Annotated in this window: 12 protein-coding genes; 6 read left to right on the top strand and 6 right to left on the bottom strand. The window is 57.9% G+C overall.

Features of this window, described 5'->3' with window-relative positions; translation table 11 throughout:
• Positions 1 to 140 precede the first annotated feature (140 nt).
• The 5 genes from ACOQOY_RS20035 (at position 141) to ACOQOY_RS20015 (ending at position 5,788) form a co-directional block, all read left to right on the top strand.
• The gene (locus ACOQOY_RS20035) at positions 141 to 794 is read left to right on the top strand and encodes an alpha/beta hydrolase (RefSeq protein WP_170413326.1); all 654 of its coding nucleotides are present in this window, start codon (positions 141 to 143) and stop codon (positions 792 to 794) included.
• Positions 794 to 1,039: a hypothetical protein gene (locus tag ACOQOY_RS20030; RefSeq protein ID WP_420587081.1), complete on the top strand. Its 246-nt coding sequence runs from the start codon at positions 794 to 796 to the stop codon at positions 1,037 to 1,039. The genes ACOQOY_RS20035 and ACOQOY_RS20030 overlap by 1 nt, the downstream gene beginning before the upstream one ends.
• Positions 1,036 to 2,193, top strand: coding sequence for an HD domain-containing protein (locus tag ACOQOY_RS20025; protein WP_420587080.1), 1,158 nt, complete (start codon positions 1,036 to 1,038; stop codon positions 2,191 to 2,193). Before ACOQOY_RS20030 ends, ACOQOY_RS20025 begins: the two co-directional genes overlap by 4 nt.
• Positions 2,194 to 2,631: 438 nt before the next feature.
• The gene (gene typA / locus ACOQOY_RS20020; protein WP_420587079.1) at positions 2,632 to 4,449 is read left to right on the top strand and encodes a translational GTPase TypA; all 1,818 of its coding nucleotides are present in this window, start codon (positions 2,632 to 2,634) and stop codon (positions 4,447 to 4,449) included.
• A gap of 463 nt (positions 4,450 to 4,912) precedes the next feature.
• On the top strand, positions 4,913 to 5,788 hold the full coding sequence (locus ACOQOY_RS20015) for a hypothetical protein (protein ID WP_420587078.1): 876 nt from the start codon (positions 4,913 to 4,915) through the stop codon (positions 5,786 to 5,788).
• A 154-nt stretch (positions 5,789 to 5,942) separates the two neighbouring features.
• Here the strand turns inward: ACOQOY_RS20015 and ACOQOY_RS20010 are convergent, their stop codons facing one another.
• The 4 genes from ACOQOY_RS20010 to recA form a co-directional block, all read right to left on the bottom strand.
• Positions 5,943 to 6,566 carry a transglutaminase-like cysteine peptidase gene (locus ACOQOY_RS20010; protein ID WP_420587077.1) on the bottom strand — a complete coding sequence of 208 codons (624 nt, stop codon included), beginning with the start codon at positions 6,564 to 6,566 and terminating at the stop codon, positions 5,943 to 5,945.
• A 347-nt stretch (positions 6,567 to 6,913) separates the two neighbouring features.
• Positions 6,914 to 7,201 (bottom strand): DUF1330 domain-containing protein, encoded by a 288-nt coding sequence (locus ACOQOY_RS20005; RefSeq protein WP_420587076.1) that lies wholly within the window; start codon positions 7,199 to 7,201, stop codon positions 6,914 to 6,916.
• A gap of 3 nt (positions 7,202 to 7,204) precedes the next feature.
• The gene (gene alaS / locus ACOQOY_RS20000; RefSeq protein ID WP_420587075.1) at positions 7,205 to 9,874 is read right to left on the bottom strand and encodes an alanine--tRNA ligase; all 2,670 of its coding nucleotides are present in this window, start codon (positions 9,872 to 9,874) and stop codon (positions 7,205 to 7,207) included.
• A 254-nt stretch (positions 9,875 to 10,128) separates the two neighbouring features.
• Entirely contained in the window at positions 10,129 to 11,196 is a 1,068-nt protein-coding gene (gene recA, locus ACOQOY_RS19995; protein WP_420587074.1) for a recombinase RecA, read from the bottom strand.
• Positions 11,197 to 11,388: 192 nt separating this feature from the next.
• Here recA and ACOQOY_RS19990 point away from each other — a divergent pair, with 192 nt between their 5' ends.
• On the top strand, positions 11,389 to 11,982 hold the full coding sequence (locus tag ACOQOY_RS19990) for a sulfotransferase family 2 domain-containing protein (protein WP_420587073.1): 594 nt from the start codon (positions 11,389 to 11,391) through the stop codon (positions 11,980 to 11,982).
• Here ACOQOY_RS19990 and ACOQOY_RS19985 read toward each other — a convergent pair.
• A complete protein-coding gene (locus tag ACOQOY_RS19985) occupies positions 11,979 to 14,270 on the bottom strand; it encodes an ATP-binding protein (RefSeq protein WP_420587072.1) in 2,292 nt (763 codons plus the stop codon). The two genes, ACOQOY_RS19990 and ACOQOY_RS19985, sit on opposite strands and share 4 nt — an antisense overlap.
• 104 nt (positions 14,271 to 14,374) lie before the next feature.
• Positions 14,375 to 15,532, bottom strand: coding sequence for an RsmB/NOP family class I SAM-dependent RNA methyltransferase (locus tag ACOQOY_RS19980; protein ID WP_420587071.1), 1,158 nt, complete (start codon positions 15,530 to 15,532; stop codon positions 14,375 to 14,377).
• Positions 15,533 to 15,596 lie beyond the last annotated feature (64 nt).

Here is a 15,596-nt window from a genome sequence, read left to right as displayed (position 1 = left end):
GACGCCGCCGCCGCCAGTGCGTATCTCCGACGGGCAGCGCATTGCGCATCGCAACATAATTAGAACCGTTCTAAGGTGCCTGACGATAACCGTCAAGTATATCCCGGCACCCTGAAGAAAAAGACAGGACCAAAGCACACATGCCCGAGGTGATTTTTCCCGGACCCGAAGGCCGCCTGGAAGGCCGTTACCACCCGCAAAAGGAAAAAGACGCACCGATCGCCATCGTGCTTCACCCGCATCCTCAATTTGGCGGGACCATGAACAACAAGGTGGTCTATAACCTGCATTACGCGTTCTACAACATGGGCTTCACCGTGTTGCGGTTCAATTTCCGCGGTGTCGGCCGCAGCCAAGGCGAATACGATCAGGGCGTGGGTGAGCTGAGCGATGCCGCCTCGGCGCTGGACTACCTCCAGTCGATGAACAACAACTCGAAACACTGCTGGGTCGCAGGGTTTTCGTTTGGTGCATGGATCGGCATGCAGCTACTGATGCGCCGCCCCGAGATCACCGGCTTTATCAGCGTATCGCCCCCGGCGAACATGTACGACTTTTCGTTCCTGGCGCCCTGCCCGTCCTCGGGCCTGATTATCAATGGGTCGTCTGACCGCGTGGCGCCACCGGCAGATACCACTTCGCTGGTGAATAAGCTGCATGAGCAAAAGGGCATCACCATCACCCATAATGAGGTTGAAGGTGCCGATCACTTCTTCCAGGATCGCCACATGGACACGTTGATTACTGATGTCAGCGATTATGTTAAACGCCGCCTGACCGAGAACACGCGCTAATGTCCGATACCATCACCACCCTTGCCTCGAAACTTGCCGAGGACACGATGAAAGTGATGGATGAGACCGGCAATGATCGGTTCTATGTCGAAGTCGGCGAGATGCTGGGCGCGTCCTCACAGACGTTGGAAGAGGCGTTCCTGACCGAAATCCGGGTGCGATTGGCCGAGCGCAAAGCGCGCAAGTTCGTAATTCAGCGACTGGCCGAACACCGATCGAAAATGAAAGCGATAGAAAAACAATGACCGAACGGCTGTCCGCGCAAATCGAATTCCTGAAACGCGCGGACAAGCTGAAATCGGTTGATCGCGCAAATTTCCTTCTGGATCAGTCCCGCCCGGAAAACGCAGCTGAGCATAGCTGGCAGCTGGCGCTGTGGGCATTGGTGCTGCGTCCTCTGGCCGACCCTGAGGTCAATATTGACCGGGTGATCCGCATGTTGCTGCTGCATGATCTGGTTGAGATCATCGTGGGCGACCATCCCATCCATCTGGAAACTGACTTGCAGACGCTGGAGGTCGCCGAGCAGGCCGCGGCGGCGGAACTGTTCGGACTGTTACCGGAAGATCAAGCGACCGAGTACATGGCCTTATGGCAGGAATTCGAGGCCGACGCGACACTGGATGCGAAATTCGCCAAATATCTCGATCGCTGCCAGCCAATGTTTCAGGTTCTCTGCGCACCGGCCCCCAAACAGGATCATGTGCAGATCGTCCGCGATAACCTCAACGGCGGGCGCGCGGCGTACCTGAAGGACGAATTCCCTGAGGCCTATTTGGCGGCAAGGTCCCTGCTGAACGAAACGCGCCCGGCGGAGACGGCGTTCACAACGCGCCTTCCCTTTCTGGCCGAGACGGACCAGTTGAAATCGGTCTATCGCGCCTCGCGTTTGCTGGACGTAGAGAGGTTTGAAAATTCCGCCGAGCATTCCTGGCACATCATGCTCTATGCTTGGGTTCTGGCCGAATACGCGGCCCCGGATGTCAAGATTGACCGGGTTTTGCAGATGCTATTGCTGCATGACATTGTTGAGATCGACGCCGGAGACAACCCAATCCACGGTCAGGTCGATCACGCTGCGCAAGAGGCCGAAGAACAAGCAGCAGCGGATCGGTTGTTCGGCCTGCTGCCAAAAGATCAGAACTCGGCCCTACGCGTCCTGTGGCGAGAGTTTGAAGACGCTGACACTCCTGATGCCCGCTTTGCCAAGGCAATAGATCGCTTTCAGGCTCCGGTCGGGAATCTGGAGACAGGAGGTGGGTCATGGGTCGATTACAACGTCAGCTTTGCCCAGATTGAACAGCGCGTTGGCACTCCAATCAAACGGGGCGCCCCTGAATTGTGGACGTGGCTGTTACCGCAGTTGGACGCGTTTTTCACAACGGAAGCAACGACATAGAGATCAAAAGAAAAAGAGGCACGAAGGCCTCTTTTTCCCAGTGTTTCGGCGGACGCCTAAACCTCAGAACTTTTTAACCGATCAACAAAACTGGCTGCATTTTTGTCAACGGACCCCCCGTCAGCAAGCCACCCCAGCGCCGCAATCATTGCCGAAACAAAGATGACGGTTACAGAAAACTTCGTCATTGAAATCACCGAAAAATAAAAACTCATTAATATGGGAATATTATACCCGGAAGTTCATTGAATTTTGTAGTCAGGTTATCCTGACCCCTGAACACTCCGGACAGTGCTCCAACAAAGCGGTTCGCGACCGATTGCGACCTTGTTAACCCATTTCCCATGGTCTTCGCAGACGGACCGGCGGTTAGGGCTGGCCTATTTGCGAAAACCACGCTATGCGCGCGGCAACTTCCCGTTCAAAGGCTGACCTCTCATGGACCTGCGCAATATCGCAATCATCGCTCACGTGGACCACGGCAAAACGACCCTGGTGGATGAGCTGCTCAAACAATCCGGTGCATTCCGGGAAAATCAGGCCGTGGCTGAGCGTGCCATGGACAGCAACGATCTGGAACGCGAGCGCGGGATCACCATCCTCGCCAAAGCGACCAGCGTTGAATGGAAAGACACCCGCATCAACATCGTCGACACACCCGGCCACGCCGATTTCGGCGGCGAAGTTGAGCGCATTCTCAGCATGGTTGACGGAGTTGTTCTGCTGGTCGACGCCGCCGAAGGTCCGATGCCGCAGACCAAGTTCGTTACCTCGAAGGCGCTGGCGCTGGGCCTGCGTCCGATCGTTGTGCTGAACAAGGTCGATAAACCTGATGCCGAGCCCGATCGTGCGCTGGATGAATGCTTTGACCTGTTCGCTAACCTCGGCGCCGACGACGATCAGCTGGACTTCCCGTCTATGTACGCGTCGGGCCGGTCTGGCTGGGCCGACATGGAGCTGGACGGCCCCCGTAAAGACCTGACCGCTCTGTTCGACCTGATCGTCGATCACGTTCCCGCGCCGAAACAGGCCGAGCGCAAGGAAGAGCCGTTCCGCATGCTGGCCACCACGTTGGGCAGCGACCCGTTCATCGGCCGCATCCTGACCGGTCGCGTTGAAAGCGGCACGCTGAAGGCGGGCGATAGCCTCAAAGCGCTCAGCCGCGACGGCGCGGTGATCGAGAACTTCCGCGCCACAAAAATCCTCGCCTTCCGTGGCCTGGCGCAACAACCCATCGACGTGGCCGAAGCCGGCGACATCGTCACAATTGCAGGTATGAGCAAAGCCACTGTCGCTGACTCGCTGGTCGCACCGCAAGTCGAAGAGGCCCTGCCCGCCCAGCCCATCGACCCGCCGACCATCACCGTAACCTTCGGTATCAACGACTCGCCCCTGGCCGGTCGTGACGGCAAAAAGGTTCAGTCTCGTGTTATCCGTGACCGTCTGATGAAAGAGGCGGAATCGAATGTCGCCATACGCATCACCGACACACCGGGCGGCGAGGCGTTCGAGGTTGCAGGCCGTGGTGAGCTTCAGATGGGTGTTCTGATCGAAAACATGCGTCGCGAAGGGTTTGAGCTCAGCATCTCGCGCCCGCAGGTTCTGTTCCGTGACGAGAACGGTCAGCGCATGGAGCCCATCGAAGAAGTCACCATCGACGTGGATGACGAATACTCGGGCGCGGTGATTGAGAAAATCACAGGCGCACGCAAAGGCGAACTGGCTGAAATGCGCCCCGCTGGCGTCGGCAAGACCCGTATCATCGCTCACGTCCCGTCGCGCGGATTGATCGGCTATCACGGCGAGTTCCTGACCGACACCCGCGGCACCGGCGTTCTGAACCGCGTGTTCCACGGCTGGGCCGCGCATAAAGGCCCGATCCCGGGTCGTCGCGCCGGGGTTCTGATCTCGATGGAAAACGGTCAGGCGGTGGCCTACGCCCTGTGGAACCTTGAAGAGCGCGGCCGGATGTTCGTGGCCCCTCAAACGGACGTGTATCAAGGCATGGTGATCGGCGAGCATTCCCGCGACAACGATCTGGAAGTGAACCCGCTGAAGGGCAAGAAACTGACCAACGTCCGCGCCAGCGGCTCGGACGATGCAGTCCGGCTGACGCCGCATGTTCAGTTCTCGTTGGAAGAGGCGATTGCCTATATCGACGATGACGAACTGGTCGAGGTCACACCCAACGCGGTGCGCCTGCGCAAACGCTTTCTTGACCCGCACGAACGCAAACGTATGGCAAAATCTGCCTGATCAATGCAGTGACATAGTTCACAGTTTGGCGACAATGCCACGATTGTGACAAATTTGCTTCCATTGCGGATGCCGAAAAATTGAAGAAGCCCGCCAATTCGGCGGGCTTTCTCTTTGTTTTATGGTTATTTTATTGGTTTTCGGCCTTTGTCTAAAATTAATTTAACTTTAACAGCCCTTGAAAATGTGACGCGAAATCGGTGTAATTGTGGTTGAAGTGTGGCACGAAAGTTGTACCTAAAACGTGTCGCACCGACATATGAGTGCGAAGAGCAGTGTGTAACGAGTTTCGGAGGTAGGCGCGATGCGCGTAAGGTCCCGTTTATTGTCTTTAGTTTTTGTATCAGCAACATTTCCGTTGATTTCAGCCACTGCGGCCCAGGCGGAAAAATGTAATATCAATACAGCCCGGCAATCCGTTTCAACCGACACCTTGTGCGGTTGTACGGTCGTCGACAAGCGCATGTTGCGCTACATCCAGCGCCGCGCTGATTTTGAGGATATTCTGGCCCGAACATTGGACAGCTGCCCGGCCTTTGCAGCCGTCTTGACTGACTTACCAACCGCGACAACCAACACGTCTTCATCAGGGAATAATGGCGACGACGATGGTGACGGCGGATTCGGCGGCGGTGGTGGCACTGGCGGTGGCGGAACCGGCGGCGGTGGCACTGGCGGTGGTGGAACCGGCGGTGGTGGCACTGGCGGCGGCGGAACCGGCGGTGGTGGCACTGGCGGTGGCGGAACCGGCGGTGGCGGAACCGGCGGTGGTGGCACTGGCGGTGGCGGAACCGGCGGCGGCGGAACCGGCGGTGGTGGCACTGGCGGTGGCGGAACCGGCGGTGGCGGAACCGGCGGCGGCGGAACCGGCGGCGGCGGAACCGGCGGTGGTGGCACTGGCGGCGGCGGAACCGGCGGCGGTGGCGGAACCGGCGGTGGCGGAACCGGCGGCGGCGGAACCGGCGGTGGTGGCACTGGCGGCGGCGGAACCGGCGGTGGTGGCACTGGCGGTGGCGGAACCGGCGGCGGCGGAACCGGCGGTGGTGGCACTGGCGGCGGCGGAACCGGCGGCGGTGGCACTGGCGGCGGTGGCACTGGAAACGGCGGCAATAACGGCGGTGGCAACACCGGTGGTCCCGGAAACGGCAATGGTAATGGGGGTAACCCCGGTAACGGCGGCGGCAACAACGGCGGCGCTGGCCCTGGCACCGGTAATGGTGGCAGCAATAACGGCCAAGGCGGCGGCGGTGGCGGCGGCGGAGCCGGTAATGGTGGCAGCAATGGTGGTGTCGGAGGTGGCAATTCCAACGGCCCCGGCCAAGGAGGCACTTTCAACTAAGCTTGCCGCCTCAAATCACAGCCACCTGCGAATCCCCAGCCGTAATTTGGGGGAAACTGAATAGGCTGTTAAACAACAAAAAGGGCGACCCATGCGTCGCCCTTTCTCGTTTAGATAACATAGCGCCTGGTTAGACGTGCTCTAATACTGGCCGTTAACTCCGACCGTAAACGCCCACCCAACCACTAGGTTTTTGCGGATTCTGCATACGCAGGAACAGGTAACGCGTTGAAGACCACGGTTTGATCTTGTTGGTTAGGTTGTCCAACACCAAGTCACCTGCCGCAGATCGGTATACAAGTACCGCGTGGGAATTGCGCCGCGTATCCAGAACAGTTGCAATCAACAATTTGCTGGGGTCGACACCTGCGCGGATCAGATCTCTTTTCTTCAACAGCGCAAAGTCTTCGCAATCCCCGCCGCGGGATGTGGGCAAGGCCCATCTTTCAGCCGTTCGGTATTGCGACTGATCCGTCACCGACCGTGTCGAGGCATTTACCCGACGGTTGATGCGCTGAATGATCAGCATCTCTTGCTGAGTCGACATCGCGACCGAAGCCTTGGTCGAACATGCCCACGAATATTGACGGCACAGTTGGCGCGCGCCCGACGGCGGCGGCGAAACCGCAACACTTGGAATGAATCGCCCCTCGCTGGCGTGGGCAGCGGACCCGAAAAACGAACCACTCAACGCCAAAACGAAAACGGCAGACGCCGTTGCCGCAGCAGAAGTCAACCGTATTACGCCAGCTTTGAGGTTATTGCTCAACGCATCCATGCCTTTTCCCCAGTCCAGTTTCCACGCGCAATCCGGACCGTACTTCGAGTAGCTTAACTATCCGTAGACGGGGCCGCTTGCGCAATCAGGGCTAAAGCTGCAAGGGAAAAGAGGCGGAAATTTGAGCCGCAATATGACCATTTCACGCTAGAATTATGAGCTGCCTGCCACAATCTGAGGGTGAAGACTTCATATTTCACTTAAGGAATACGTTTTAAGTACCTGAAAAATATAATTGCCCAACAACAAACGCAAAAGCCGGACGTCATCTGCGACAGCCCGGCTTTTTCATTGGCTAATTTCCGCTCATTCGGCTGGAAGTGGAGTTCGCGACGCGCACCGACGCTCTATTCGGTGATCTCAACGACCACCAATTCACGCTCACTTGCGCCACGCGCATGATCCAGCGCCGCTTGGTACTGAGCGGAATTGTAACACTCGACGGCGGCTTCAACGGAAGGAAAGCGCGCGACAACATTGCGCGGACGCTCTTTACCTTCCAACTGAACGAACCGGGCTGCGCGGGCGATAAACGTCCCGCCATGCGCCGCGATTGCCGGTCCGGCCAGCTCTGCATACTTGCCATAAGCCTCGGCGTCTGTGACCGTCACATGTGCAATCCAGAGTGCTGCCATCTCTTATCCTCCCAATAGTTTTTCAGCCGCCCTGATGGCCTCATCTGCGTTGGCCGCATCCTTGCCGCCACCCTGCGCCATGTCGGGTCGTCCGCCACCGCCCTTGCCGCCCAGCTCGGCCACCGCGGCCCGAACCAGATCAACGGCCGAGACTTTTTCTGTCAGGTCCGGCGTAACGCCAGCGGCCACGGCCGCCTTGCCGCCCGTATCCGCGATCAGCAACACAGCGCCTGAACCCAAACGGCTTTTGTGTTCGTCGATCAGCGCGGGCAGGTCCTTGCCGGACACACCGGTCAAAGCCTGCGCCAGGAAAGAGACGCCATTCACGTCACGCGCTTCGGTGCCGCCCTGCCCCGAGCCACCCGCCATGGCCAGATCGCGACGCAGTTGCGCCACCTCGTTCTGCAATGCCTTGCGTTCGTCCAGCAGAGACTTCACCCGCGCAACCACGTCGTCCGGCTGTGCTTTCAGTTCCGAGGCGATTTGACCCAAACGCTGATCCTGCGCGGACAAGTGGCGGAAGGCCTCGTTCCCGGTCAGCGCCTCAATCCGGCGCACGCCCGCGCTGCTGGCGCTGTCGCCCAACACGACAAAGGTGCCGATATCGCCGGTTTGGCGCACATGAGTACCGCCGCACAGTTCGATCGACCATGTGTCGCCGTCATGCCCTTTGCCCGTGGCCGCTTTGCCCATCGAGACTACGCGCACTTCGTCACCGTACTTCTCACCGAACAGCGCCTGCGCGCCTAGTTCCCGCGCATCGTCGGGCGTCATGATCCGGGTCTCAACGGTCGAGTTCTGGCGGATGAACTCATTCACCTCACGCTCGACCTTCTGAATTTCCTCGGGGCTCAACGCCTTTGAGTGGCTGAAATCGAAACGCAACCGATCTGCCGCGTTCAGCGATCCCCGCTGTGCCACGTGATCGCCCAGCGTTTCGCGCAAGGCCTCGTGCAGCAGGTGCGTTGCCGAGTGATTGGCCCGGATCGCCGTCCGCCGCGCATGATCGACCTCAAGCTCGACCCCGTCGCCTTTGGACAACGCCCCTTGGCTTACTGTCACTCGATGCGCATAGACCTTGCCTTCGGCAAACTTGCGCGTGTCTTCGACCTTGGCCACATCTTGCAGGTTTTCAAGACGGCGAATTTCGCCGGTATCACCAACCTGGCCACCGGCCTCACCATAAAACGGGGTCTGGTTCACGATGACCCAGCCCGAACCGCCTTGGTCAATCTTGTCGACCAAGGCACCGTCAACGACCAGAGCAGCCACCTGCCCTTCGGCCTTTTCGGTGTCATAGCCCAGGAAGTCGGTCGCCCCGGCGGTGTCCAGAACATCGAACCAAACGGCCTGATCCGCCGCTTCGCCCGAACCGGCCCAAGCCGCGCGCGCCTTGGCTTTTTGTTCTACCATCGCGGCGTCGAAACCGTCCGTGTCCACCGTCAGGCCTTTTTCGCGCAACGCATCCTGCGTCAGGTCCAGCGGGAACCCATAGGTGTCATACAGCTTGAACGCCGCGTCGCCAGGCAGTGCCGCGCCCTCGGCCAGGCCCGACACTTCGTCGTCCAGCAGCTTCAGGCCACGGTCCAATGTTTGCTTGAACCGGGTTTCCTCCAACAGCAGAGTCTCTTCGATCAGAGCCTGCGCCTGACCCAGTTCGGAATATTGCGCGCCCATCAACTGCACCAGCGACGGCACCAGACGGTGCATGACGGGATCCTTTGCGCCCAGAAGATGCGCGTGCCGCATCGCACGGCGCATGATCCGGCGCAGCACATAGCCGCGACCGTCATTCGAAGGCATCACGCCATCCGCGATCAGGAACGAGGTTGACCGCAGGTGATCCGCGATAACCCGGTGATGTACATTCTGGTCGCCATAAGGATCAACGCCAGTCGCATCCGCCGACGCTTCGATCAGCGTTTTGAACAGATCGGTGTCATAGTTGTCGTGGCTACCCTGCAACAACGCGCCAATCCGCTCCAGCCCCATGCCGGTGTCGATCGACTGCATGTCGAGTTCCACCATTGAGCCGTCTTCAAACTGCTCGTTCTGCATGAAAACGATGTTCCAGATTTCGATGAAGCGATCGCCATCTTCCTCAGCCGAACCCGGAGGGCCGCCCCAGATGTGGTCGCCGTGGTCATAGAAAATCTCGGTGCAAGGGCCACAAGGCCCGGTGGGCCCCATTTGCCAGAAATTGTCGCTGGTCGCGATGCGGATGATCCGGTCTTCGGGCACGCCGACCTTTTTCCAGATCTCGAACGCCTCGTCATCTGTATGATAAACCGTTGTCAGCAAACGGTTCTTGTCGATGCCGAATTCCTTGGTGATCAACTCCCACGCAAAGGGAATCGCCTCGGGTTTGAAGTAATTGCCGAATGAGAAGTTCCCCAACATCTCAAAGAATGTGTGGTGACGCGCCGTGTACCCCACATTGTCCAGATCGTTGTGCTTGCCCCCTGCGCGGACACATTTTTGCGCCGTTGTTGCGCGCTGATAGTCCCGGGTTTCAACGCCGGTGAACAGGTTCTTGAACTGAACCATGCCTGAGTTCACGAACATCAGGGTCGGGTCATTGCGCGGCACCAGTGGGCTGGACGGCACAACTTCATGCCCTTGTTTGGCAAAGTAGTTCAGAAAGGTCGATCGGATATCGTTCAGCGTGGGCATAAGGCTCTCTCAGCGCGCAGTCATAATGTGTTGAAAACGGTTTATCCTTGTCCCCGGGGATAGTCCACAAGGATAGGCAGATATCCCAAAGGATAGCCGAGTATGCCTGATGAGAGTTGTGACCAAGTATAAGGGAAAGTTTCGAAGGAACGGCAATCTGAACGAAACAAGGCGGCCCAGCGGACCGCCCTGCTCCAGATATTCTCGGCACCAACCGGATGCGGGGGGATTTCTGTTGTTCCCGTCAGAGACCGTCAGGCTTCGAGGATATCGTCATCCTCGGCTGCACCCGGAGGCATGTCGAAATCCAGACCGTGCGCGGCACGGATCTTGTCTTCGATCTCAAGCGCGGCGCGGCTGTTATCACGCAGGTATTGTTTGGCGTTCTCACGCCCCTGCCCGATCCGTTCATCGCCATAGCTGAACCAAGACCCCGATTTCTCAACCACACCGGCCTTGACGCCCAGATCCAGCAACTCGCCCATCTTGCTGATGCCTTCGCCATACATGATGTCGAATTCCACCTGCTTGAACGGTGGTGCCACCTTGTTCTTGACGACTTTGACGCGGGTTTGGTTCCCGACCACTTCGTCGCGGTCTTTGATCGCACCAATGCGGCGGATATCCAGACGGACCGAGCTATAGAATTTCAGAGCGTTACCACCGGTCGTCGTTTCAGGGCTGCCGAACATCACGCCGATCTTCATCCGGATTTGGTTGATAAAGATTACCATGCAGTTTGAGCGGCTGATTGAGCCGGTCAGCTTGCGCATCGCCTGGCTCATCAGACGGGCTTGAACACCGACATTGCTGTCACCCATGTCGCCCTCAAGCTCGGATTTCGGCGTTAGCGCCGCCACCGAGTCGACAACGACCATGTTCACAGCGCCCGAGCGTACAAGCGTATCGGTGATTTCCAACGCCTGCTCGCCGGTATCGGGCTGCGAGATCAGCAGCTCATCCAGATCAACCCCCAGCTTGCGGGCATATTGCGGGTCCAGCGCGTGTTCCGCGTCCACGAATGCACAAACACCGCCGCGTTTCTGCTGTTCTGCAATGCAGTGCAGCGTCAGCGTCGTCTTACCTGAACTTTCCGGCCCGTAAATCTCAACAATTCGCCCCATCGGCAAACCGCCAATCCCCAGCGCAATATCCAACCCCAGAGAACCGGTCGAGCTTGCGTCGATATCCTGCTTGGCATCTTCGCCCAGCTTCATGATCGAGCCCTTGCCGAACTGACGTTCGATCTGTGCCAGCGCGCTGTCGAGCGCCTTTTGCTTGTCTGCGTTTTTCTTGTCGCTCATCGTCAGAAGATCCGCCATTGTCCTGTCGCCTTCCCTTTTGTCACACCCTTGAACGGGCGGCAATCGCTGCTTTGTTCGCCTCTTGTTCCTTATGGGACCAAAAAGAGAACATTTCAACTAAAACTTACAGAACTTACTTTTGAGCAATTGTGTTAAAGAGTCGTTTACGCCAATCTGCGACCGTAACAAAATACGGCAAAGGGCAAATAAATGCTTGTTTTCTATAAGGAACGCCTCGCGTTTCTGGCAGTTCCCAAAACAGGCAGCACGGCCTATCACACCGCCTTGTGTGAACGTGCCGATTTCGTCGTGACCGACCCACCGGACCTGAAACATGCCCCCGTCCGTCGCTATGACCGGTTTTTTCAGAACATTTTTCGGAAAATGTACGACACCGAGATGGAAATCATGGCCGTGGTACGCGAACCGATCGACTGGTTGGGCAGTTGGTATAAATTCCGAAGCCGAGACGACCGCATCGGCCATCCGCATTCCACACGTGATATGAGCTTTGACGAGTTCGTTCAGGCATATATGCAGTCCCCCCGAGCAGAGTTTGCAGATGTGGGCAGCCAAAGTCAGTTCTTTCGGACCCGAAGCAACGGGCGCGGCGCGCGCCACGTGTTCAAGTACGAAAATCAGGACAAGATTCTCGACTTTCTACAAACCCGACTGAACATGCAGATCGAGTTAAAACAGGAAAACGTGTCGCCCCCTCGCGACTTGATCCTATCCCCTGAAACAGAACAGAAATTTCGCAAGCGACATGCTGCGGAATTTGCCTGTCACGACGCCGCACTTTAGTTCAGCTGCTGAAACACCGCCTCAGTGAGTTGGTTCAGCGAAAATGGCTTGGGCAGAAACGTTGAATTCGCGATTTCCGGCCCTGAATCTCCGAATGCCCCCTCGGTGTAGCCCGACATAAAGATGACACGGACGTCCGGGCGCGTCTTCATCGCTTTGCGTACCCATGTGGGACCATCCATGCCCGGCATAACGACATCGGTGACAAAGGCGTCTACGTTCAGCGATCCGTCCTCAAGCAAACGTAATGCCTCTTCGGCGGATTCCGCCTCAAGCACGGTATATCCCTTGAGCCGCAGCGCCCGCGTTGCAAAGGCTCGTACCGGAGCTTCATCTTCTACCAGCAACACAACGCCCTCACCCTGACGGGCAGACTGAACGTCCGGTGCTGGCGCTGCCTCGATAGGAACCGGTTGCGGGGATGCGGAAACTGGCAAATACACAGTGAATTCCGTCCCGTGCCCCGGGGCACTGTCGACAAAGATAAATCCACCGGTCTGTTTGACGATGCCGTAGACCGTCGACAACCCCAAACCTGTCCCCTCGCCCGTCCGTTTCGTCGTATAGAAAGGTTCAAAGACCTTTTGCAGCTTGTCAGCGGGAATCCCGACTCCACTGTCGATCACCTTGACCGTAACGTATTCGCCGGGCTGAACCGTTGCACGGTCGCGGGATAGAGGATTACTCAGAACAACGACCTCAGTTTCAATCCGTATCTCGCCGCCATCTGGCATGGCATCACGCGCATTAACGACGAGGTTCATCAACACTTGCTCAAGCTGCCGTTTGTCGGCTCGCACGGGTTTCAAAACCGGATCGTGGCTGAGGATCAGGCGTACTTTTTCACCTACCAGACGGTTTAACAGATGAATCAGATCCGAGATTGTATCCCGAAGGTCCAGAACCTCGGGCTGCAAGGTCTGCTTGCGGGAAAACGCCAGAAGCTGGCTGACCAAAGCGGCCGCCCGATTGGCGTTCTGGTTGATCTGGACGAGGTCTCCATAATTCGGATCGTTCTGATCGTGCCGCAACAACAGCAGATCGCAATGCCCTGATATCGCAGTCAGCAGGTTGTTGAAATCATGCGCGACACCACCAGCCAACTGGCCGACGGCCTGCATCTTTTGCCCCTGCACAAACTGCGCTTCGAGCGTCTTCAGTTCCGTCGCGTCGTTGAGAACCGCGATCAAACAAACCTGACCGTTATCGACCATGCGGTTCAGCGTGACCTGCACGAACACCTCTTTGTCCTGACGGGTCAAACGCAGGAATTCCGACCTCATCGCAGGCTCTTGCGCAGCGGTGCGGGCCAACCAGTCCAGAATGGGATAGCCCAGCCCCTCCATAATTTGGTCGACATTGGTTTCTCCGGGCTCAACCTCTCCGATCAGCTTTGCGGCCAAGCGGTTCGCCTCTAAAATACTACCGTCCGGAGAAAGACACATGATAGGGACCGGCAGGTCCGCAAAGGACGCGCGGCTGCCAACCGGGCCAGCCGTTTCCAGAGGCAGGACAAGCAGATCGCGAACGGTACCGGATCGGCCAAGCTCACAAACAGCGGCCGTCACAGGGCCTTGCGGCGTCTGCACTTGCACGACTTCGCCCGAGCCAATTTGGTCGTTGCTGGCCAGCTGGTTCAAAAGATCAGAGTTTTGCCCAAACAAATGTTCAGCCGCAGCATTCGCGCGCAGCAATACGTTGTTGCGTCCTTCTGTGACGACCGGCACGGCCACTTCGTCCCACAGGCCCGGCGTTTCCAGATGGAATCGCCAACAAAACCTGCCCTGACCAACGTCAAAAACCGAAATCGGTATGGTTGAAGCAACGGTGACAATGTCTTCATGCGCCTTTCCGTATATCTCGGCCTTTGATTGCAGGCGCAGCAAGACCGCCGGAGGATTTGCAAAGACCGACCGAAGACAGGTTTCCAACCGACCGCCGGGAAAAGCCTGAAACTTTGTCCGAGCTTCCGAATTGGAGCTGAGGATATCGCCCTGAGCATTGGCGATCACACTGGGGAACAAATCTTGCTCGGCAAAGACAGCCATTGCCTTGACCGACTGACGTGCCACGTGATCGGCGATCTTTCCCCTGAGCACTACAAGGAATGAAGCGGCCAGCAACGATATCCCGGCCACAGCAAGGCCTGTGTGCCAGCTGTGCGGCAGGACACCTGTGACAGGCGCCAAGCTCAGCAATGTTCCGACGAAGATCAGGAAGGCCAATCGTGGGCCGGCCGGAGATTTTTGAAAGGACGGATCAGAGAATACTTCCGTTACGTCTGACATAAACAACTCGAATTCGCGGGCGTTTGTCGCAATCAACCCAAATAAAGTTAAGGCCTGCTTAAAGAAATCAGACACTCTACCTTAGGTTGCTATTATCTGACGTGCTACCGCGTCAAGTGTGACGTAAAGAAACCGTCTGTGCCGTGGGAAACCAGCCACGTCTTGCGAAAACGTTCGGACCAGTTCGGGTTGTCTTTCAGAAAGGCATCCACCACGGCGCCGTTCTCATCAGCCAACATCGAACAGGTCGCGTAAGCCAAAATGCCGCCTGTACTAACAAGCCCTGAAATCGACGACAGGATACCGGTCTGAATGTCAGTCAATTCGTTCAGTCGCGCTTCGGTCAAGGCCCATTTGCCTGCCGGGGCGCGGCGCCAAGACCCGCTGCCGGAACAAGGGGCGTCTGCAAGGACGATGTCGAATGGTCCCTGTTTGGACAGCTCGTTCGTTGACAGAATACTGACACGTGCGCCCGCGCGCTCGGCCCGGTTAGGCAAGTCTCGCATCCGAGCGGCGTTCACATCATGCGCGAACACATCGACACCTTCGGTAGCCGCCAAAGCCAGTGATTTGCCGCCGCCGCCCGCGCAATAGTCCAGCACACGCATACCCGGTGTTAGCCTTACCGCGGCAACCACGGCCTGACTGGCCGCATCCTGAAGTTCAACCAGACCGTCAGCGTAAGCCCGGCTTTTGGAAATTTTGCGAGCGCCCTCAGTGACCTCAAGCGCCGTGTCGCACGCTGGATGCGCAACGGCGCGAATACCCTCTGCTTCCAAGGCGGCGATGGCATTTTCCACGTCTGATTTAAGCAAATTGACCCGCAGATGGACCGGCGCGCGGCTTTGCAAGGCCTCGGCGACGGTTGCAGCCTGATCCCCCAGTGACGCCTGAAACCGGGGCCACAACCATTCCGGAATGTCAAAACGCTCAGCATCCGAAGAGAAGGCCCGACTGCTTTCGTCTTCTGCCACAGGTGACGGCGCGTGGCGTTCGCCAGAAAACAGGTGGCCCAGCTCATCCTCGCTCGCGCGTACGGCCCCGATCATCAGGCCACGCCCGGTTTCGGCCCCACCAAGCGCCGCAAAGGATCGCTTGCACCGCAATGCTGCAAACACGTGATCCCGAACCGCCGCCCGGTCCTTAGAGCCAGCAAACCGGCTACGACGCGCCCAGTTTGTCAGCGCCTTTTCGACCGGTGCGCCTGCCAAAATCGCATCAAGAATTTCTATCGAGGCCTGAACACGTGCGGCAGGTGTCATTACCGAATCCGATTCTGGTTACGAGCTATGGTGAAACGCAAAACGGCGCCCCTGTCAGGGCGCC

The sequence above is a fragment of the Ruegeria sp. genome, from assembly GCF_965221235.1.
Classification (GTDB): domain Bacteria; phylum Pseudomonadota; class Alphaproteobacteria; order Rhodobacterales; family Rhodobacteraceae; genus Ruegeria.
The sequence above is the reverse complement of the archived record's forward strand: the minus strand, read 5'-3'. Positions and strand labels throughout refer to the sequence as shown.